The organism is Trueperella pyogenes (assembly GCF_001070855.1).
Taxonomy (GTDB): Bacteria; Actinomycetota; Actinomycetes; order Actinomycetales; family Actinomycetaceae; genus Pauljensenia; species Pauljensenia pyogenes_A.
The window spans coordinates 160,335-180,817 of the sequence record NZ_JVLH01000003.1 but is presented as its reverse complement, the minus strand read 5'-3'; the positions used below and the strand labels follow the sequence as shown (position 1 = coordinate 180,817).

Here is a 20,483-nt window from a genome sequence, read left to right as displayed (position 1 = left end):
GGGCACGGTGGGACAACTCGATGTGATCGCGTTACGCGGTATTACAGCTGAGGCTGTCCACGGAGTTCTCGAAAAGGAGTGGAACGCTCCTCAAACCTTCACTGTTGACCTGATTCTGTGGGTTGATACCGATCGCGCTGCACTCAGTGATGACATTGCCGATACGGTTTCTTACGCCGAGATTGCAGAGAAAGCTCACGCGATCCTTGCGGGCCCCTCGGTTCGTCTGATTGAAACACTTGGCCACAAGATCGCTGATGCGGCCCTTGAAGATTCGCGTGTTCGTGGCGTTGAGGTTATTGTCCATAAGCCTGAAGCGCCCATCGACGTTCCCTTTACCGATGTTTCGGTCACCATTCGCAAGGGCGATATCCCGCTTCCTTTCGTCGCGGCATCGAATGTTGTTCCCCCCAGTGCTCCCGATGCTGATGAGGATGTACCCCCTGCTCCCTCTGCGCCCAGCGCACCATCAGATGCCGTAGCTTCCCAGGAAGAAGAATCCCCGCCCTCTGATTCAGATAAGCCCGTTCAGCTGCACTCTCCCGCGGCACCGCAGCAGCCCGCGACGGCCTCGGAGCTTGTGATGGACGCGGCTGAGGAAAGCGAAGCAGCACAGGTCGATGAGCCTGCCCAGGACGAACTTAACGCACCTTTGGCTCCGCGCGCAGTAGTGCTCGCACTTGGTGGAAATCTGGGCAATGTTCCCGTCACCCTCAAGCGAGCAATTGACGAAATGTCCAGCTGGGATGGCTTGGAAATTACGCAAGTTTCGCCCCTGGTTCGTACGCGCGCTGTATTGCGTCCCGACCAAAAGCCTCAGCCTGATTATTGGAATGCCGTCGTTTTGGGAACGCTGTCCATGGCACCCCTCGACCTCTTGGATCGGATCCACGAGCTTGAAGCACGCTTGGGTCGTGTACGTCATGAAGTCTGGGGCTCGCGCACCATCGATATCGACATCATTCAAATTGACGGCGTGAGCTCGGATGACCCGCGTCTGACGCTGCCACATCCGCGTGCACATCAGCGTGCTTTTGTGCTCTCTCCGTGGCTGATGGCCCAGCCCAAGGCTGAGCTTTCCGGCTTCGGCGCCGCATCGGAGCTTATCGCACAGGCTCCGGATCGTGGTGGAATTCTTGACGCAGTGGGGGACTGGCTCGAAGATCCCGAATCGGTGATCGCTGATTCGGATGAACTTCTTCACCGGATGCGCCTTCCTCGCCTCGATCATGCTGAGCAGCTGCGTCCTCTCAAGCTTGAGACAAATTCCCAATCCTCGCGTCCGAGTCGCCTGGACATGCTTCCCGAAGCATCGCGTTCTGGCCTCGCTCCCAGCGATGAAGGCACCGATGTGACCTGGCATCGCCTGTGGGATCGCTGGGGAGCTCCGGTTGAATCCGTTGAATCGCGCCATGTTGAGCTTTCGAAGCCTTCGGCCTCAGCAGTTTCTGCCGCTCAACCTACGCCTGCGCCCAAAGAAACTTCCGTGTCCTCTCCTGCGGAGACTTCCGGTGAGGTACCCGCGCAGCTAGCGAGCCGCCAGGTTCCTGCACCTTCTCCGGTGAGCGCACCTCCGCTTCGTCGTCTGCACCTGTCGGCCACCCCGTCTCCAGCAGATACGACTGCGGCTTCCGCCAACCTTGCTCAGGGCATGGTCTCTTTGGAGCCTCGTCGCCCTGTCCCTTCTGCTGAACCCGAGCAGCCCGTCGTCGAGCGGCACTCGCTCCTCGAACGTCTGCAGGGCAGCGCTCTTCCTCACGCCATTCCCGAGGCCGCGGCGCAGTCCTCCGACATCCAGAGCGCGCAAGAGCCGGCGCAGAATTCTCCCTCGACTTCACCGATTACCGCCGAGGTTCCCCTTGGACGTCGAACTCGTCGCCCGCGTTGGCGTCCGGTAACCGAAGAAGGAACGGGTATCTCGACGGCTGATTCGCCGCGTCCATTCCGTGCACGTACCGATCGTCTTGCCGCACAATCTCACCGTGCAAAGCTTTCGCACCGCGCACCTGCTCCTCAAGAGCAACAGAAGCCCGCAACGGACGCTACCCAGCCAAGGCGTAGTTCGCTCTTTGCTCGCCGCCCCGAGCCGGCCTCGTCAGCGGGAAGCCAGGCCTCGGTTCCCACGCAGGGACGTACGTATTCAGAGGGTGCTGCACCTACGCAAAACGCTTCGGGGGCGAAGCCTTCGGCTGCTTCTGCCCAGCGGAAGTCCGCCTCGCAAGCTCGCACCTCGCGCGCTCTGCCGGGCTGGAACTTCTCTGAGGACGTCCGCGTTGTGGATGATTCCAGTGTGCTGAGCCCGCGTGAGGACGTGCGTCGTCCTTCTCCTAGCTTGCCGCCTCGCTACAGTCATGTTCTTGATCCCAAGCTCGATGATTCCATTGATCAGGGGCCAATGACTCCCGGCTCGCAGACCCCTTCCTCTGTCAACCGCGACGTGACAATCCGTCCAAGCATTACCGGCCAGATTCCAGTCTTCCGTCGTCGTCCTGAGGATTCATGAAGCCGCTGAGTATTGTGCTGTTAATTGCCGAGGCAGCCGCTGCTTCGGCGCTTGCCGCAGCCGTAACCGCCTTTGCGATTCGTCAGGGTGCAGGGCCGTGGATTATTCATCCTGCCCTGGCCCTGGTTTTTGTTGTTGTCGCTGGTGTGCTTCTTTGGATGGGAATCCAGGTTCGACGCTTTCGAGCGCATAAAGCAACCTGGGTTGACGCCGTATCAGCTTTTCGAATTGCGATGTTCGCTCGTGCGAGTGCGCTTGGTGGCGTGATCAGCGCTGGGCTACTGGCAGGTATGTCCTTGGCCTTCCTCGCTCGCTGGGAAGCGCAGACCAGTGTTTACGCTGGAATTTGCGGACTGATGTGTGCGCTCGGTGCTGGTTTGTGGGGCATTGCCGGAGTGGTCGTTGAACGCTGGTGCGTCATTGACCCAAAGGATGATGACACTGAAGTGACGAAGGCGCGCGCCCGGCGTGACAAGGGCACTCTTGGGGCGCAACGTGTGAATGCTCGTAAGAGCGATGTATCTGAGGGGAGAAGGTAGTCTCATGCCCAATAGACCACGGTCTTCTTCGGCCTCTTCATCTCCTTCAAGGGCTCCTCGTGCAGGGCGTCCAGGCGCTCGTCCCACAGTTCGTTTGGGTGGGACTTCTCCAAGAAAACCGGCTGGGGGACAGGTGCCTCCTTCCCTGTGGGTCAGGCGTATCGTCACCGGACTCGGATTACTTGTGATCATCGCACTTATTGTGTGGGGGATTGCAAAAGCCGTTTCAGCGGTCACGAAGTCTTCCGCTCCCGAGGCCACTCCAAGCGCCTCTGCAACTCCTACTCCGACGCCCACCGCGACAGTGACGCGCTCTGGAACCGCAGCACTTCAAGATGGTGAACAGGCCACAGCCGATGGAATTGTCGATGCAGAAGGGCGAGTTCGTATTCCCGCCTGTGCTTCAGCGGATCTGACGGTTCGCCCGACCATTTCTGGTGGCGAGGTTGGCCAAGCCCAGAACATTTCGGTCGCCATTGAAAACCGTGCGGGAGTCGCCTGTTCGTTTGAGTTCGGGCACATCGATTTCAAGATTTCCACCGGCGACGAAACGGTATATGACGGCTCGAAGTGCCAGCGTGATCGCGAGAGTGCGACGCTGCTCTTGATTCCCGGGGATACCTGGAATGGCGGCCTGACGTGGGATGGTGGGCTCTACTCTGGGTGTGATGCGAAGGACCGGAATTCGGATGGTGCGACCGATCCTGCTCCAGCTGGAACCTATCGTTTACAGCTGCTGTTGAATGGCCAGACGGTCGGAGATGAAAGGGTATTCACTCTGACTCAGCCGGTTCAACCAACAACTGAAGCAACGCTGGAGCCCTCGCAATCAAGCACTTCTGAAGCGACTAACGCTCCACAGGGTGAAGAAGGCCATTAGAATTCTTCTCCACTGAGAGTAGGGGTCGCGAGGGGCCCAATTCTGGGCTAGTTGAGGTGTTGCTTTAGCCTGACCAGCCGATTACCAGCCGACAATTCCTGTGGCAGCCATTGAGAATTGGTTCTCAAGCGTTTCGCGGATGAGCTTTGCGCGGTAGGGGCCGATGCCTTCGATTTGCTGCAGATCCTCAACTGTCGCTTCACGCAGGTCCGCAAGGTTCTCCCAATGACTGGTGATGTCCTTGATGACATTCCAGGGAAGGCGAGGAACCAAGGAAAGAGCTCGCACGCCACGCGGTTGAATGGTGCGGTCCAGATCGGTGGGATCATAAACGCCCAAGCCCAGTACGTTAGCGATAGCTGCGAGATCGACCAGACGATCGCTGGCAAGCTCCGAGAGGGCAGCTTCTGCGGTTGAAACCGCGGAGGCATCTCGGGTGTAATCGCGAAGAACCAATGCGCGTTCGGAGCCTGAACCACGAACCAGATCATCGACCTGCAGGGCCAAAAGGCGTCCTTCTGAACCGAGCTCTTCAAGGTATTCGTTGATCTCAGAGGTGATGCGCCGGATCATCTCCATGCGCTGCATGACGGTTGCGACATCACGAACCGTTGCAGAATCACGCATTTCCAAGATCGTGAGAGTTTGAAGGACCTCATCCAGACGCTGGCTGTAGCGGTCCAAGGTGTCGACGGCCAGATTAGCGCGAGACAGCAGTGCTTCGGGTTCTTCAACGATGTGATGGTACTTGCCGACGTAGATGGAAATAAGACGCATCGAGGCCGAAACTGAGAGCACCGGAAGGTGGGTTTGGTAGGCAGTGCGTTGTGCAGTGCGGTGACGCATACCCGATTCATCGGTAGGGATGCTCTGATCGGGGAAAAGCTGGACATTTGCCTTGCGGATTCGCCAGTCGGTGGGGTCGATGATGACCGCGCCGTCCATTTTGCACAATTCGCGCAGACGCGAGGCCGTGAATTCGATGTCGAGATCGAAACCGCCCGAGCACATCTCTTCGAGCTCAGGAGAGACACCAAGAACAATCAAGCCGCCGGTATGGGAGCGCTGGATGCGTTCCAATCCTTCGCGAAGGGGCGTGCCCGGTGCGATATCTTGAAGTGCGCTGCGCAGAAGAGCGGCATCTGATGTCATGAATCCTGCCTTTCGATGCGTGATTCCTGCTCTAAGTGTATTCGAGTATCCGCACAATGAAGGAAGAGACTCAGTGAATAGCGGCACGTAGTGCGCCGGCAAGGTCTGAGATTGGCAGAACCGTAATCCCGTCGATCCCCATGGCCTCTTCACTTCCCTGTGCAGGAATGATGGCGACCTTGAATCCAAGGCGTGCAGCCTCTTGAATTCTGCGACGTACGCCAGTACATGCCCGGACTTCCCCCGTGAGCCCGACTTCGCCGAAAGCAATTAGAGCGCTGCGTGTTGGGGTTCCCCGAATGGCCGAGACAATTCCGATTGCCGTTGCTAAATCGGCAGCCGGCTCACTGATACGGGCACCTCCGACAGTTGAGGCATAGACATCACAATCTGAGGTATCGATACCGAGGCGTGCCTGGAGGACTGCCAAAATCATCGCTACGCGTGAGTGGTCAACTCCGACGGTGGTTCGACGAGGGGAACCAGCAGAGGTGTGTGCAACAAGAGCCTGGATCTCAGTTGGAAGTGGACGGCGTCCTTCAAGAGTGACGGTGACGCACGAGCCTGGAACCGCAGACTGGGACTGGGAAAGGAACAAACCCGAAGGGTCCGTCAAACCAACAATTCCAGTGTCACTCAGTTCAAAGCAGCCCACTTCATCGGTGGGTCCATAACGATTCTTGACAGCTCTGAGCAAGCGAAGTCGCGTGTGCCGATCGCCTTCGAATTGGCAGACGACATCCACCAAGTGTTCAAGTAGGCGAGGTCCAGCAATCCCGCCATCTTTAGTCACATGGCCTACAAGGAGAATGGGGATTGAGCGTTCCTTCGCAACGCGAATGAGAGCTGTTGCAACAGCGCGAACCTGAGCAACGCTACCGGCACTGCCATCGAGCTGGTCGGATTGAAGAGTCTGAACCGAGTCAATGATGACCAAAGAGGGGTTGGTCGCATCAATTTGGCCAAGAGCCGTGGAAAGTGATGTCTCATCCGCAAGGAAAAGCTGTGGGTGTAGGGCACCAATACGTTCTGCGCGGCCCCTGACCTGCGAGGCAGACTCTTCGCCGGTGATGTACAAAACCGGTGCGTCCGCGGCGCAGGTCGAAGCAACGTCCAGAAGAAGAGTGGACTTTCCAACCCCGGGTTCACCGGCAAGAAGGATGACAGCTCCGGGAACAATGCCCCCACCGAGAACGCGGTCAAACTCACCGATTCCGGTTGGCTTAGACCGCGCGCGTTCAGCACTGATGTCGTTGATGGGCTGAGCAGGCTGACGAGGCGTGAGCGCGACAGCGGCACCCGGAACGGAAGCAGAGGGGCCGGACTCTTCCATGGAGTTCCATTGGTGGCACTCTCTACACTGGCCAACCCATTTGGGTGAGGTCCAACCGCATTCGCTGCAGCGGTACACGCTTTTTTCTTTCGCCATATCCCTACGCTAAACCACGCCACCTGCATCTGCGTCCAGTTTGGACTGGTGCGCACATAGAATTCCCATCATGCAAATCCACAACACAGTGCATGCGCAGAATAGGAAAAGTGAAGCCACCACTTAGGGACGGTTTGCGAAATACTCCAAAAGTCGCGTATCGCCTGAAACCACAATGGTGTCTTCGCGGTTAATTCGAGTCGTCGCGTCGGCGTATTCAAAGGGCGCCCCAGGACGAAGGATCCCCAACACGTTCACGCCGTAACGGCCTCGAAGATCGAGCTCACTGAGGGTAAAACCGCACACTTCTTTCGGCGGACGGAGCTTCATGATGGCAAAGCCGTCCTTGTCCATTTCGATGTAGTCGATCATGCGTCCACCAACGAGGTGGGCCGTACGCTGACCGGCATCGAATTCGGGAGCAACAACGTGCTGGGCGCCGATGCGTCGAAGAATACGACTGTGTTCGCGCGAGATGGCCTTCGCCCAAATATTTGTCATTCCAATATCGACAAGGTTTGCAGTGATCAGCACCGAGGCCTCCAAGGAGGAACCAATCCCCACGACCGCGGAGTAGAAATCCCTGGCCCCCAACTGGTTCAGTGCTTCCAAGGAGGAGGCGTCGGCCTCGACAACGGGAATGCGACCCGAGAATTGCTGGACGCGGCGGCTATCTTTTTCAACTGCCAGCACTTCGTAGCCGAGCTTGTCCAGAGTGAGGGCAACGGCGGAACCGAAACGTCCTAATCCGATGACCAAGGTTCCCGATGCAAGGGTCTTTTCTTCTGCCATAGTCGTATTCTCCCACGAGTGCGGGCTTTTGCTGGTGGGGCGACGCGGCTCTTAGCCGATCAGCGGAGACTCGGCTGGTTGGCGAATTGCTCGAGGCCGATCGCGCAGAGCGAGCGCAGCTGCGAGGGTCATGGTTCCAGTACGTCCCGCAAACATCAGGGCTGCAAGAACGTATTTTGCAAGAGCTGGAAGATCGGGAGTAATACCCGTTGAAAGCCCAACGGTCGCGAATGCGGAAATCGATTCAAAGAGAACAACATCGAGACTGTAGCCGGTCAAAGTCAGCAAAACGACGGTCGAAAGAGCAACCAAAAGCGATCCCAAAAGGGTCACTGCAACGGCCAGGCGAAGCACCGAGTGGGGGATGCGTCGACTGAAGATTTCGATGTCGCGGTCGCCTCGGGCTTCGGCAGCGGCAGCCAACAGAAGAACGGCGAAGGTCGTGACCTTGATACCACCTGCGGTTGATACCGAACCGCCACCGATCATCATCATGATGTCTTGAATGAAGTGGGTCTGGGGGCGCATATTCGCCACGTCCAAAGAGGACAGACCCGAGGAGCGGGTGTTGACCCCTGCCAGGAGGGAGTTCAAAAGTCGTGAGGAAATATCAAGATCACCTAGGGTTGCCGAATTCGTCCATTCGGTGAAAGCAAAAGCGATGGTGCCAAAGAAAACCAGAAGAATGTATGTCGAAAGCGTGAGCTTCGTATGCAGGGCCCATCTAGCGGGAGTGCGCCAGTGTTGTGAGAGGTCGGAGATGACAGGAAAACCGATTGCTCCGACAAAGGTTCCCAGAATAATGGGACTGAGCATCCACCAGTCGGTGTGGTAAGGGACCAAGCCGCCGCTCAAAATGACAAAACCGGCATTATTGAACACCGAGATTGCCATGAAGGCCGCATGGAAGAGCGATTCCCATACTGTCTCATGGCCCAGGGTGAGGAAGCGGGGAACGAAGGCGATGGTGAGCAAAATCTGAGCGGTCAATGAGGTTCCGATGACCGCCTTCAGTAGCGCGGTCAGCCGCCCCATGCCGCTGGATTTCGTCTCAACAGTTGCCAGCATTCGCTGTGTCAGCCCAAGCTGCCGAGAAACGGCGTAGCTCAAAATGGTTGCCAGGGTAACAACACCTAGGCCACCGATAAAGATGCCCATAGCAATGACGGTTTGGCCAAAAACTGACCAATATGTCGCGGTATCAACAACGGTCAGGCCGGTCACGCAGACCGCGGAAATTGCAGTAAAGAGGATGTCGACGAAAGGCGCGCGTTCATCAGCTGCTGTTGAGATGGGGAGTGCAAGAAGACAAGTGATGAATGCAATAAGCATGATGAAGACGATAAGCACCAGTCGCGCGGGTGAAAAACGAGCTATGTGTGCAAACCAGATGCGGAAGCGAGTCCACAATCCGGAATCTTCAAGGTTGTAGGGCTTGACTCCGGCGGGATAGACAACGGCAGGTGACGGTCGATCTTCCGAGATAGCTGTTTGTCCGTAGCCTCGGCTTGAGTGAGCGAGTGCGCGACGATGCGACGCAGAGGAATGCTGATCGGATGCCCGACCTGGCGTGCTAGAACGCCGATTTCTACGAGCCATGTCACCTCCAGAATCACTCGCAAGCTTCATCCTAATGCCCTGAAAGTCTATTGGCTGAAACGTATGTGAATAACGTGACACAGGGGACAGCAGTGATTGAAGAAAATTGAAGTGGAGAAAGTTGCCAAATGGGGGGATCTTTCCAGTATCATGAGACGGAATTAATCTTTGCACGTCTGGGAGTCATCAATGGATCAGCACTCTGCCCCGCGTTTTATGACGGTATCTGAGGTGGCGGACATTATGCGCGTCTCGAAGATGACTGTTTATCGTTTGATTCACAGTGGAGAGATGCCGGCGATTCGCGTTGGTAAGAGCTTCCGAGTTCCCGAGTCTGCGGTCGGCCAGCTGATCCGCGCCGGTCTGACTGATCACATCGATGAACGCGTTGCGGGGATTAACGGGTAATATAAACCTGCTGTGCCTTTTGGCACCTGACGTCAGGCGGTAGTCACCTCTGCCGCACCTACACACTCGAGGGAGGAACCCCATGGGCTCCGTCATTAAGAAGCGCCGCAAGCGCATGGCGAAGAAGAAGCACCGCAAGCTGCTGCGCAAGACGCGTCACCAGCGTCGCAACAAGAAGTGATCTTCTTGAAGGGTCCCTCCAATGGTGGGGCCCTTCGGCATATCTCTCGCAACGCATGCGCTGAATACATCGCAGTAGTGCCTCAGCGCAGTGGTACCTCCAGAAAGGCACTGTCATGAAGACTGTTATTCACGTGATGCGCCACGGTGAAGTTGATAATCCCGATGGTATTTTGTACGGCCGCCTACCCGGTTATGGCTTAACGGACCTTGGAATTGAGATGGCCGAGGCCGTCGCTGAGTATTTTGTCGACAGCGGCGCTGATATTACCCACGTCGTTGCCTCGCCCCTGTTGCGTGCCCAGATGAGTGCAGCGCCGACCGCGCTTGCCTACGAGCTTGAGATTGAACATGATCACAACCTCATTGAGGCTGAATCGGTTTTTGAAGGTGTTGCGGTCAATGCGAATCCGTGGGTTCTTGCACGCCCCGAATACTGGCGTTACTACGTGAATCCTTTGCGCCCCTCTTGGGGAGAGTCCTACGCCCATGCTGCTCAGCGCATGACCCGTGCGGTTGCTCGCGCATTGCGTGAGGCGCGAGGACATGAAGCGCTGCTGGTTTCGCACCAAATGCCCATCGTTTCACTTCAGCGTTTGGTCCGTCACCAGCCCCTGGGACACTCACCGCTGTCAAGGCAGTGCTCTCTTGCTTCGCTGACCTCACTCATTTTTGATGATGACGTGCTGGTTGGAATGACCTATAACGAGCCGGCTGCGCACCTGCTGTCTAAGGCCTCGGATATGGTTCCTGGGGTTTCTGAAGCCCAGCTCAAGCGCTAGTTCTTCGTTTGGCCTTCTTCGGGCCCATCCCCTTCATCCTCAGTGGTGGAGGGGTTTTCTTTATTCTTCCGTTCTTCTTCGCGCTTACGCTTCATCTGAAGATCGCGCTCTAAACGGAAAAGGAATTCGGGATCATCGTCTGGGGCGGTTGGGGCTTTGGGAGCGGATTGTGCCTGATGGTCCTCGGCATTTGCGACCATCTTGAGGACGATCCACGCAATTGCTCCAAGAGAAACGAATGGGACTGTCACGACCAAGATGATCAGCCAGGTCATTCGAGAAAGCTTCATAGGCATTCTGTCGGCCGGCGTTGTTGCCCAATCTGAAATTGCATAAATCGATGCGGCGAACCATGCGACGATGAACAGAATACGTACCATGATTTGAGTTTAGAGCAGTTGCTCAGGCAAATGTACTTGAGACCAAGAGAGCGCTAACGAAGAGCGCCCACCCCAAGGTTAAAAAGCCGGTGTGCTTGAGGACAATGATGAGGTCCTTTCCCTTCACTCCGCTCAACACCAAGTAGACCGGCTGGAAGATTGCCAGAATCCACGCAAGCGACGCCAAAATGCAGATGATGACATGGGTGCCGATTGCCGCGGGAAGCGCAAAGAAGACGGAGAGTGGGGCCAATAGGCACAGGGAAAAGAGGATTCGAGAAGCTCGCTGCCCCAAGCGAACAGCCACGGTCTTTTTCCCGGTAGCGCTATCGGTAGGGATGTCGCGGATGTTGTTGACCATGAGCATCGCCACCGACATCAGACCCAAGCATGAGGCCATAAGCCACAGCCACCAAGGTGCTGAAGGGATATGTGTCCATGTCGTTCCAACGGTCGCCATCAGTCCGAAGAAAACGAAGACAAAGACTTCAGATAGGCCGATTCCCATATAGCCGTAGGGGTGTTTCCCGCCCGTGTAGAACCAGGCTGCTGCAACCGCAGCAATACCCGCGGCGATCAGAGGCCAGGTTCCACTGATTGCAACAAGGATCAACCCAAGGACGCCGGCTGCGGCGAAGCAGCCCAGTGCCGCCTTTAAAACAGTACGAGGCCGTGCGAGTCCAGAACCCGTCAAACGTTGGGGACCGCTTCGCTGGTCATCCGTCCCACGGATACCATCGGAGTAGTCGTTGGAGTAGTTCACGCCGACTTGAAGCAATAGAGCGACAAGAAGCGCCAGGACTGAGCGTGCAGGATGAACAGCTCCCAAGGCGAAAGCCGCGGAGGCGCCGACGAAGACTGGAGCCGCAGCAGCAGGAAGGGTGCGCAGCCTAGCGCCTTCAATCCAATCGCCCAGGCTTGCTTGTCGCCTATTTTCAGTGCTCATCGGCGCCACTCAGACTCTGTCCCGGTGAGAGATTCAGCGAGCTGGCGTGCGGCAATGCGATCGACCTTGCCGGAAGAAAGCTGCGGAATCGAAGAAACGAAGATCACGCGACGCGGTGCCTGTGGGCGACCGATCTGGGAAGAAACGGCCTCGCGAATGCGATGCCCCTGTTCCTCAACAAACTCAGGCGGGGGAGGGAAGGAAGGAGCATCCTCGGGGACAACAAGGCAGGACAATGCCTGTCCCCACTTTTCGTCGTCCAAGCCCAGCGCCCACGCGTCCTTGATGCCCGTGACGTTCTTCAGAGCATCCTCGACTCGGATCGGCGGAATGTTGAGCCCTCCGGAAATGATCATGTCGTCGGCGCGCCCCAGAACTTTCAAACGACCACCGGCGTCGATTACACCGGTATCCCCGCTGATAAACCAACGGGTACCGGCCTCGTCGTGGAATGGGGTGTCGCCGACAAGGTAGCGCGTCAGCAAAACGGGGCCGGCGATAGCGATACGGGTGGCGCCCTCCCAATCGAGGGTACGGACCATAACTCCGGGAAGCGGGACTCCGTCATATACGCAGCCGCCGCAGGTTTCGGTCATTCCAAAAGACTCGACGATGGTGAGTCCTGCATCCTCGGCACGTTGGCGCAGCGCGGGATCAAGACGAGTGCCGCCGATCAAGATGGTGTGGAGGCGCGCCAAGGCGCTCACGACTTCCTCGCCGGCGTTCAGGCAATCAACCAATTGGGTGGGGACTAGAGAGAGGTAGCCCGGCAGAGAAGGATCGGAGGTTGCCCCCGCAATCGCGGGAAGCAGATCCTTTGGATTGAAACCATGGGAACAATCAACGATCTGGGGCGAAATTTCGGTCGCGGCAGCGCGCATGAGTACTTGAGCACCTGCGATGTGGTGGGAACTCAGCGCCAAGATCCAGCGCCCCGGTCCTCCTAGAACGGAATGCGTCGCCTTGACCGAGGCCATCAGAGCGTCGATGGAGAGGCCAACTAGCCGCGGTTCGCCAGATGAACCAGAGGAGGCCAAAACCAGATCGACGTCGTCGAAAAGAGCCGGGTCGTCGATGCGCTCGGCAAGCTCTGGGTAGAGCTCGGGTGGGAAGGCTTCACGTGGTGTGGTCGCGGCTGTGCGCAAACTCGATGGGGGAACAAGCTCGGGGTCGCGAATAACAACAACGGTGTGCGGCGCGGGGTGATCGGGGTCTGCCTGACGCTCTTCATACAGCTCTGCGAGCTTGTGTAGCGAGGCATGAGCCATCGCTACAGATGCCGGGGAAGTGCCCCCCGGAACGACAAGAAGACGAAGGTCACTCACGTTTATCCCTCCTGGGGTCCGCCTGCTTTAACGGTACCCCCGACCAGTTGGAATAGGGTAACAGGAAACAATCTTGGCTGTCTGAAGATATGCGGGTCACATAGGTGCGTGCAATCTGTGAATTTCAAGCAAAAATGATGTGAAATCAGTAGGATGGAGGGGATGTCTGAACATAAATCTTCACGGTCACGTAAGCCGCTTGTGATTGGCGTAACGCTTGGATGCGTCCTGATTGCTCTGTGTGCGGCTGGGGTTGCTTATGCCCTGCACTATTCTGCGCGCGCGCTGCCCAATGTCAGTGTGGCTGGCCAGTCGGTATCGGGAATGACCCGGGATGAAATCGCGCAGATGGTTGATCAGCGCGCGAAGGCGATGCAGGTCAATGTTGTAGTCGAGGGGCATTCGACGCCCCTGACGCTTTCCGATATGGGAATAACCGTTGATCCGCAGGGGAGCGCAGACCAAGCGCTCGCCGCGAATTCGAACCTGTTTAATCGGTTCAAGGCGATTTTTGTTCACAATGACGTACCAGCTGCGATCAGTGTCGATGATCTGAAGATGAAGGATGTATCGAACTCGATCGCATCCTCGCTGGGAACTCCGGTTGTTGACGCTACTGTTCGTCCAGCCGAGGATCAAGAGTCCTTTGTTTCAACCAAGTCTCAGGCTGGGCGTGGCGTTCCCTATGACGCCCTTCGCAATTCCTTGGACGAGGCCGCGCGGATGCTCCGCGGGGGAGAAGTGCAGTTGAGCGCAACTAACCTTCTTCCCGTGGTTGATGATGCGAGCGCGCAGACCATCGCCGAGGCCGCAAATAAGCTTGCGCAGATTCCCGTTGAGATTTCCGACGGTGAAGACACGATCGAGGCCAGCTCGAAGGATCGGGTTGGATGGGTGAAGATTGCTCTGGCCGACGATGGTTCCTTGAAGCAGCCTGCGATTGATGAAGAGCGCGTCCGTGAGTGGGTGCGTTCTCAGGGCGAAGAAACCAATCGTGATCCTGTGAATGGTCGCCACAACGTCAACTCTGCTGGCGATATCGTTCAGACTCCGAAGAAGGCTGTTGATGGCCGAAAGGTCAAGGACCTTGATGCGCTCGCGGCCTCGGTGATTACCTCACTCAAGGACAACAAGAAGTTTGAGGGGAACTTCAGCTACGACGTCACTCCGGCTACCTATGAACGCAAGCTCATTGCTGACGGTGCTGAAAATTTGGTTTATCAGGCCGCTCCGGGTGAGAAGTGGCTTGAGATCAATCTGGGAAACAACTCTGTCACCGCCTATGAGGGCGCCACAGTTGTCCACGGTCCGGTCGCGATTGTCCCCGGTTCACCTGGTCATGAGACTGTCACGGGACTCTACAACGTTTACCTCAAGTATCAGGCCCAGGATATGGGGTGCACTCCAGATTGGCCTTACTGTGCGAAGGGAGTGCCGTGGGTGACCTACTGGACTGGCTCCTACGCATTCCATGGTGCCCCTTGGCAGGATTCATTCGGCTGGAGTGGACCCGGTGGTTCACACGGCTGCATCAATATGCCAGTTGAAGAGGCGCATTGGGTGTATCAGTGGTCGGAGATTGGCACTCCGGTCATGTCGCACTACTAAATCGCTGGAGTTTTTAGTTTAGAGTCCAGCCTCGGCAAGGAGCGCAGAGACGCTCATGCCGAGCGCTTGTGCAATGCCGCTGAGTGTTGTCATGCGTGGGTTGGAAGCGCGGGTTTCGCCTTTGCGTCCCGAAGCGCGTCCTGATTCCAGTAGTTGAATTTGGTTTTTCGTTACGCCAGAACGGTAGGCCAGGGTTTCTTGTGAGAGTTCGTGCTCCTCACGAAGTCTGCGGAGAGTGAAGCCAAATTCGCGCGCGTTTGAATCGTTCCAAAAAACCACCCACCTATATTGAGAAAAGGGACAAGAAGAGTACACCCTATATAAAAGGCGTATTTTAGTAGGTCTAAAATTGCTCCCTGATCAGCGTTGAGCAGGGGCAATGATGGGTTCTTCAAAGGACTTTGATCTGAGGGCCAATAGTCCAGTGATGTTCTTCTGCAAATGTGGGACAATATGAAGCGACAAATGTTGTCATCAATTAGGAGGCTCCTGTGCCCATCGCAACCCCTGAGGTTTACAACGAAATGCTCAACCGTGCGCGTGACGGAAAGTTCGCGTACCCGGCAATTAACGTGACCTCTTCTCAGACTCTGAGCGCTGCACTGCGCGGTTTCGCCGATGCCGAATCTGACGGCATCATCCAGGTTTCCGTGGGTGGCGCTGAATACTGGTCAGGTTCCACCGTCAAGGACCGTATCGCCGGCTCGTTGGCAATGGCTGCCTACGCCCGTGAGGTCGCAAAGAACTACGACGTCACCATTGCTCTGCACACCGACCACTGCGCAAAGCAGAACCTGGATTCCTGGACCGAGCAGCTCATGCACATGGAGGCCGAGGAAGTTAAGGCTGGTCGTCTTCCCTGGTTCCAGTCCCACATGTGGGATGGCTCCGCCATTCCGTTGGATGAGAACCTTGAGATCGCAAAGCGCCTGCTGCAGCTTGCCGTTGACTCTCACACCGTCCTCGAGATCGAGGTTGGCGCTGTGGGTGGCGAAGAAGACGGTGTCGTTGGTGAAATCAACGAGAAGCTGTACACCTCGACCGCAGATGCCATCAAGACCGTTGAGGCCCTGGGCCTCGGCGAAAAGGGCCGTTACATCACCGCTCTGACCTTCGGTAACGTGCACGGTGCGTACAAGCCCGGTCACGTCAAGCTGCGTCCTGAGCTCCTGGGCACCATCCAGGAAGAGGTTGCTGCTCACTACGGTCTGGATCACCGCCCCTTCGACCTGGTCATGCACGGCGGCTCCGGCTCCACCGACGAAGAGATCGCACTGGCAGTTGCCAACGGCGTCATCAAGATGAACGTTGACACCGACACCCAGTACGCCTTCACCCGCCCCGTGGTCAACTGGATGATGACCAACTACGAGGGTGTCCTCAAGATCGACGGCGAGGTCGGCAACAAGAAGAAGTACGATCCTCGCGCTTGGGGCAAGGAAGCTGAAGCCGGTATGGCTGCACGCGTTGTTGAGGCTGCTGAGCGTCTGGGCTCGGTCGGCACCAAGATGCGCTGATCGCTTCTGAAACTACTTCAGTAGCACTGAAAGGTGAGGGCACCCAAATGGGTGCCCTCACCTTTTCTGTTGTGATGTGCCTATCGATCGGAAGGACAGGCTAAACTTGTAGCTAGTCGAAGGACGATTCTCAGGGTCTTCGGAAGGATGACAATGATGACTGATACGACATGGACCCGCGTTGAGGGAATGATGATTGCCTCCCAGCTTGATCCCGATCAAGTTGCGCACGTGCTCCGTGAGAGTTCCGTTTTGGCCCAATTGGAGTGGTTTGAGGCAACTCCTCAGCTTCTGGGCCTCAATATTGCGGTCGAGAACGGGCGAGTCGCGACCCTTGCTGAAGGTGCTCAGGATGCGCAAGCAGGAATTACGGTCAGCGAGCTTGCTTCTCAGTTAGCGTCGCACTTCAAAGCAGAGGTGCGTCTGGGCGGAGAACATATCGATGCTCTTCCTCAGGGTGATAGCCCCCTGGCAGATTTCCTTCCCGAAGAGGTCGAAGAGTCAGAGTCGGGAGTTCGCGTCGTCGAGATTGGTCGTACCCCCGCATCTTCGGTTCCTCTCTTGGCCGCACTTGAGGGCGTCGATGTCGCAGATGTCGAGCTGAACAATGGGTATCGCGCACTCTTGGCTGAAATTCCCGAAGACAAGTCAGGATGGAACTTCGGTGATCTTCCGCTGGTTTCCTTGGCGATGACCGATGGTGATTTGCATCTGTACTTGGTGACCGATGATCATCTCGAGCATGTGCTGACCCATAACTGGGGAATGACAACGCGTATCGTGACCGGTTCCGCTTCTGCTGAGTCCGTAGATCCTTCGGTCGTCGACTTAGTGGGAGATCGCCCTGCCCTGCGTGAAATCGCGGCACACGTCCCGGGTGCTGATGTTGAGGCATTGTTGGCCGCTCAGGACCTTAACGGAGTTCATGCGATTACAGCCGTCGTGAAGGCTCTTGCGCTGCCTCACGGTGTTGCAGAGTTCCTCCAGGGTTCGATTGAAGCCGGGGATGTTGAAGGCGCGGTTCTTCACAATGCGCGCGGCATCTCGAACGCCATCGGTCGTAGCGTTGACATCATGATGACCGGGAACAAGGAAGAAGATCCCAGCGCTATTCAGAAGGCCTACATGGCGGTTGTCTCAGACCGTCCGTGGATTCTTTCAGCTCTCGCTTCTATCGAAGCAGCGGCCGGTGCGGCACTGCTGGTTTCTGCGGTGAAGGCTGCGAAGCCGCGTTCGGGATGGAAGATTTTCTCGGGTGTTTTCGGCGGCGCTCTTCTGGTGGATGCCTTCGCTGAACTTGCCTTGGCGCGTGTGATGCGTGCGAAGTTTGGACGCCGCTAAGGTCATTTGAAACGACACAAGCGCTGGGCTGCATCGTCAGCCCAGCGCTTCTTTATCGTCTTGCTCCGGCGCTATTTGCAAGGACACCGTGAAAGAGCGTGCAGAGCTCTTTCGAATGCAAAAGGAAAACTGGCACCTATCAAGTGATAGGCACCAGCGAAAATCAGAGAAAGTATTTCACTTGCCCTTGTGGAAGGTTGCCAGTGCGCCGGCACCGGCAGTGACGAGCAGTGCAGCAACCGCAACCGCGCTATTGGCTTCGACGTCACTCATCAAGCCGCCACGGCGACCGTTCGCGTTGAAACCATAGCTGGAATCAGCCAGCTGCGGGTTGTCTTGGTTCTCTGCAGGAGCCTGTGAAACAACAGGAGTGGCATCGCTGTTCGAGTGAGTGGGAGCGGCGGGTGCGGCATTATTGCGTTGGGCCGCAGCGTTTGCGTTCTGCTGTTGGCGAGCAGCTGCCTGAGCCTGTCGAGCAGCAGCACTGCGACGCGCTGCTTCCTGAGCCGTGGGACGGTTTGGTGAACCGGGAGCGAAGACTTGTACTCGACGAGCCGGGGCAGGCGCAGGACGAGCCTCGTTTTGCCTGCGCCGAGGCTGAACATTCGACTGGCTTTGGTTGATATGCCGGGTCGGAGTTGCCGTCGGTAGGGGCTTTGCCGTCGCAGAACGCGTCTGATCATCACTTGAAGGCGCGGTAGATGTAGGAGTAGGGGACGGAGTTACTGAAGGCGTTGCCGTGGGCGTGGGAGCTGCGCTTGCGCAGGCGATCTTCCCTGTTAGCTCAAGATCAGTCTGCTTTGATTTGTCCGCACCCAAGCGTTTCCAGCTGAAACGGGTAGTTGTCTCGCTGACGGCATCGGGGGTGCACTGAGCGATTGTTTGGCGAAGCTGAGCGGTGATCGTGATCGTGGAGCCCTTTGGCATGTTGATCACGGAATGGAAGGGCGAGAACTCGGGCTTGTCCTGAGTGAGAGTAACGGATTCTGCATACCCATCGGCGCGCTCGGGGCAGGTAGCTCCGCCCTTAACGGAACACTGGAGGCTCCAAATGACCGTACTACTACCGGGGACCTTGCTGGAGAAAACGCCCTCGATCTCGATGTCCTTCGCATCCTTGCCGACATTGGTCAGCTCGAATGTCATGGTACGAATTTGTCCGTTTTGGACCAGGATCTCAGGGGTCGCAAGCGAAGAATCGATGGCGGGAATGCCCTTTTCCTGCAACTCATCGAGAGTTTTAACATCCTGCTCATCGCCTTGCAATTGAGCAATTGAGGTGGCGTTGGCGGAAGGTGTTGCGTTGCTCTCAACCCACACCGCACCTTCGTGACCCTTTAGGTCATTCAAAGAAGGCGTATCGTCGTTGGATGCGGGCTCGGGTTCAAGCTGCTCGAAGGTGACCGCCGGAGTCTGATTGGACAGTGTCGTTTCAGGTGCGAATTCAGCACCTTCAACAATGACCTCTGCCTTTTCATAAGGCGTGTGGACAAACTTCTTTGCCAGCGGGGAACCGCTTTCAAGTACAAGGCGGTCGGGAGTCGACTGCAGATCCTTGACACTGTGAGTTGGGTCCGCGCTGGGAGCTTCAGCCGTAGCGTGTACATCTAGGCTGCCACCGACGTCGTCTAGATGATCAAGGGGATCAGTGGAAACGGTTGTAACGGGCGTTGTGTCTGGATGCGCAGATGCGGATGACCAGGGCAGAGCCAAGAGCGTAAAAGACCCGCCAATCGCGGCAGTTGTGAGAAGAATTAGGGCGCGCGAAACCTTGGAGCCCTGTCGATACGACAGCACCCTTTGGGAGCTTTGCGATCCTAAGCGAATTCTCACATAGGCCCTTTCTTTGAACGCAATTCGTGTGATGGGAGCACGTATTGCTGGAGAGTTCCTGCAGCTGATGGCACTTATAGTTTATAGGTTTTGTCAAGCTAATGGGATACAGAAGTGTATCTTATGGACACTTTTCCCTGATATTTCTGCAGAAATGTCATACAAAGTAACCATGGGTCGAGCTGTGACAAAGCTGATCGACTCCTGAAAGCCAAATTAATAGTTAGAAATAATACGGGAAAGAAGACCAATCTGGCGAGCGGTGTTCAATGAATGCGTCGCGACCTTCCTGAGCCTCATCCGTCATGTATGCCATGCGCGTTGCCTCCCCGGCAAAAACCTGTTGGCCAGCCAAGCCGTCATCGGCCAAGTTGAAAGCAAATTTCAGCATACGGATAGCCTGTGGAGACTTCGTTGCAATGATCCGAGCCCACTCCAACGCGGTTTCCTCCAGCTGAGCATGGGGAACGGCCTCGTTAATGACGCCCCAGCGCTCCGCGGTATCAGCGTCATAGCGCCTGGCAAGGAAGAAAATCTCACGTGCACGCTTATCGCCTGCTTGGCGTGCGAGCAGCGCAGAGCCATAACCGGCATCAAAAGAACCAACATTTGCATCGGTCTGCATGAACGCGGCATGCTCACGAGAAGCAATCGAGAGATCGCACACAACATTCAAGCTGTGGCCGCCACCAGCTGCCCAACCGGGAACCGCTGCAATAACGACCTTCGGCATGGTGCGGATCAGGCGCTGGACCTCCAAAATATGAAGGCGTCCCGCGCGTGCGGGGTCAATTTGCTCGCGTCGCTGTTCCACTCCCGCCGAGGCCTCGCTGCCCTCCACCTCGTAGTGGTAGCCGTCTTTTCCTCGGATCCTCTGGTCGCCACCCGAACAGAAGGAATAACCACCGTCGCGAGGGGATGGCCCGTTTCCCGTCAAAATAACCGCAGCGACATCGCTGGTCATTCGCGCGTGGTCCAGGCAGCGATAGAGCTCATCAACGGTATGTGGACGGAACGCATTGCGAATTTCTGGACGATCAAAAGCAATACGGACCACGGGCAGGTCCGCGCCCTTCTCGGCTCCGTCGCCGGGGCCTCGGGAAATCCCGCGGTGGTAGGTCATATCGGTTAGCTCGAAACCTTCAACCTCACGCCATCGCGAAGGATCAAAGGTATCGGAAACGAAATTCAGTGCGCTCATAGTCCCAACAATAGCGGCCGATGACCACTTGTTGCCCAGAGGGCTAGGATAGGGATGTTCATACAGTT

General features: G+C 56.7%; 19 protein-coding genes. 9 read left to right on the top strand and 10 right to left on the bottom strand.

The window, feature by feature from the left end; genetic code table 11:
- Positions 1-7 precede the first annotated feature (7 nt).
- The 3 genes from folK to ADG72_RS00875 all read left to right on the top strand — a co-directional run bounded on the left by folK (position 8) and on the right by ADG72_RS00875 (position 3,922).
- Positions 8-2,503, top strand: a complete 2,496-nt coding sequence (folK, locus tag ADG72_RS00885; RefSeq protein WP_239667611.1) for a 2-amino-4-hydroxy-6-hydroxymethyldihydropteridine diphosphokinase — start codon at positions 8-10, stop codon at positions 2,501-2,503.
- Complete coding sequence (locus ADG72_RS00880; RefSeq protein WP_048711461.1) at positions 2,500-3,042, top strand: DUF3180 domain-containing protein; 543 nt, start codon at positions 2,500-2,502, stop codon at positions 3,040-3,042. The genes folK and ADG72_RS00880 overlap by 4 nt, the downstream gene beginning before the upstream one ends.
- Positions 3,043-3,175: 133 nt before the next feature.
- Positions 3,176-3,922: a hypothetical protein gene (locus ADG72_RS00875; RefSeq protein ID WP_048711459.1), complete on the top strand. Its 747-nt coding sequence runs from the start codon at positions 3,176-3,178 to the stop codon at positions 3,920-3,922.
- A gap of 81 nt (positions 3,923-4,003) precedes the next feature.
- Here the strand turns inward: ADG72_RS00875 and disA are convergent, their stop codons facing one another.
- From disA to ADG72_RS00855, 4 genes are all read right to left on the bottom strand, one after another.
- On the bottom strand, positions 4,004-5,074 hold the full coding sequence (gene disA, locus ADG72_RS00870) for a DNA integrity scanning diadenylate cyclase DisA (protein WP_009408557.1): 1,071 nt from the start codon (positions 5,072-5,074) through the stop codon (positions 4,004-4,006).
- A gap of 70 nt (positions 5,075-5,144) precedes the next feature.
- A complete protein-coding gene (gene radA, locus ADG72_RS00865) occupies positions 5,145-6,503 on the bottom strand; it encodes a DNA repair protein RadA (RefSeq protein ID WP_080978618.1) in 1,359 nt (452 codons plus the stop codon).
- Between the two features lie 123 nt (positions 6,504-6,626).
- Positions 6,627-7,295 (bottom strand): potassium channel family protein, encoded by a 669-nt coding sequence (locus ADG72_RS00860; RefSeq protein WP_048711456.1) that lies wholly within the window; start codon positions 7,293-7,295, stop codon positions 6,627-6,629.
- A gap of 51 nt (positions 7,296-7,346) precedes the next feature.
- Positions 7,347-8,894 (bottom strand): TrkH family potassium uptake protein, encoded by a 1,548-nt coding sequence (locus ADG72_RS00855; RefSeq protein WP_048711517.1) that lies wholly within the window; start codon positions 8,892-8,894, stop codon positions 7,347-7,349.
- Between the two features lie 189 nt (positions 8,895-9,083).
- Between ADG72_RS00855 and ADG72_RS00850 the strand changes: the two genes are divergently transcribed.
- The 3 genes from ADG72_RS00850 (at position 9,084) to ADG72_RS00845 (ending at position 10,264) form a co-directional block, all read left to right on the top strand.
- Positions 9,084-9,302 carry a helix-turn-helix domain-containing protein gene (locus tag ADG72_RS00850; protein WP_009408561.1) on the top strand — a complete coding sequence of 73 codons (219 nt, stop codon included), beginning with the start codon at positions 9,084-9,086 and terminating at the stop codon, positions 9,300-9,302.
- A gap of 82 nt (positions 9,303-9,384) precedes the next feature.
- Positions 9,385-9,483: a 30S ribosomal protein bS22 gene (locus ADG72_RS08480; RefSeq protein ID WP_003792170.1), complete on the top strand. Its 99-nt coding sequence runs from the start codon at positions 9,385-9,387 to the stop codon at positions 9,481-9,483.
- A gap of 115 nt (positions 9,484-9,598) precedes the next feature.
- A complete protein-coding gene (locus tag ADG72_RS00845; protein WP_048711454.1) occupies positions 9,599-10,264 on the top strand; it encodes a histidine phosphatase family protein in 666 nt (221 codons plus the stop codon).
- Here ADG72_RS00845 and ADG72_RS00840 read toward each other — a convergent pair.
- The 3 genes from ADG72_RS00840 to ADG72_RS00830 are packed head-to-tail and all read right to left on the bottom strand — an operon-like array spanning position 10,261 to position 12,915.
- Complete coding sequence (locus ADG72_RS00840; protein WP_048711452.1) at positions 10,261-10,644, bottom strand: phospholipase; 384 nt, start codon at positions 10,642-10,644, stop codon at positions 10,261-10,263. The genes ADG72_RS00845 and ADG72_RS00840 overlap by 4 nt on opposite strands.
- Positions 10,645-10,666: 22 nt before the next feature.
- The gene (locus ADG72_RS00835; RefSeq protein ID WP_048711516.1) at positions 10,667-11,590 is read right to left on the bottom strand and encodes a 1,4-dihydroxy-2-naphthoate polyprenyltransferase; all 924 of its coding nucleotides are present in this window, start codon (positions 11,588-11,590) and stop codon (positions 10,667-10,669) included.
- The gene (locus tag ADG72_RS00830) at positions 11,587-12,915 is read right to left on the bottom strand and encodes an AMP-binding protein (protein WP_048711450.1); all 1,329 of its coding nucleotides are present in this window, start codon (positions 12,913-12,915) and stop codon (positions 11,587-11,589) included. The genes ADG72_RS00835 and ADG72_RS00830 overlap by 4 nt, the downstream gene beginning before the upstream one ends.
- 162 nt (positions 12,916-13,077) lie before the next feature.
- On the opposite strand from ADG72_RS00830, the gene ADG72_RS00825 reads away from it, so the two are divergent.
- A complete protein-coding gene (locus tag ADG72_RS00825; RefSeq protein WP_065427137.1) occupies positions 13,078-14,523 on the top strand; it encodes a L,D-transpeptidase family protein in 1,446 nt (481 codons plus the stop codon).
- Positions 14,524-14,541: 18 nt separating this feature from the next.
- Here ADG72_RS00825 and ADG72_RS00820 read toward each other — a convergent pair whose 3' ends face one another.
- The gene (locus ADG72_RS00820) at positions 14,542-14,802 is read right to left on the bottom strand and encodes a helix-turn-helix domain-containing protein (protein WP_009408567.1); all 261 of its coding nucleotides are present in this window, start codon (positions 14,800-14,802) and stop codon (positions 14,542-14,544) included.
- A 212-nt stretch (positions 14,803-15,014) separates the two neighbouring features.
- Between ADG72_RS00820 and fbaA the strand changes: the two genes are divergently transcribed.
- Positions 15,015-16,040, top strand: a complete 1,026-nt coding sequence (gene fbaA / locus ADG72_RS00815) for a class II fructose-bisphosphate aldolase (protein ID WP_019126915.1) — start codon at positions 15,015-15,017, stop codon at positions 16,038-16,040.
- A gap of 153 nt (positions 16,041-16,193) precedes the next feature.
- The gene (locus tag ADG72_RS00810; RefSeq protein ID WP_048711448.1) at positions 16,194-17,381 is read left to right on the top strand and encodes a hypothetical protein; all 1,188 of its coding nucleotides are present in this window, start codon (positions 16,194-16,196) and stop codon (positions 17,379-17,381) included.
- A 177-nt stretch (positions 17,382-17,558) separates the two neighbouring features.
- On the opposite strand, the gene ADG72_RS00805 is transcribed toward ADG72_RS00810, so the two are convergent.
- Together ADG72_RS00805 and ADG72_RS00800 are read right to left on the bottom strand one after the other, a co-directional pair.
- Positions 17,559-19,214, bottom strand: coding sequence for a hypothetical protein (locus ADG72_RS00805; RefSeq protein WP_048711446.1), 1,656 nt, complete (start codon positions 19,212-19,214; stop codon positions 17,559-17,561).
- A 223-nt stretch (positions 19,215-19,437) separates the two neighbouring features.
- Positions 19,438-20,415, bottom strand: a complete 978-nt coding sequence (locus tag ADG72_RS00800) for a 1,4-dihydroxy-2-naphthoyl-CoA synthase (RefSeq protein WP_048711443.1) — start codon at positions 20,413-20,415, stop codon at positions 19,438-19,440.
- Positions 20,416-20,483 lie beyond the last annotated feature (68 nt).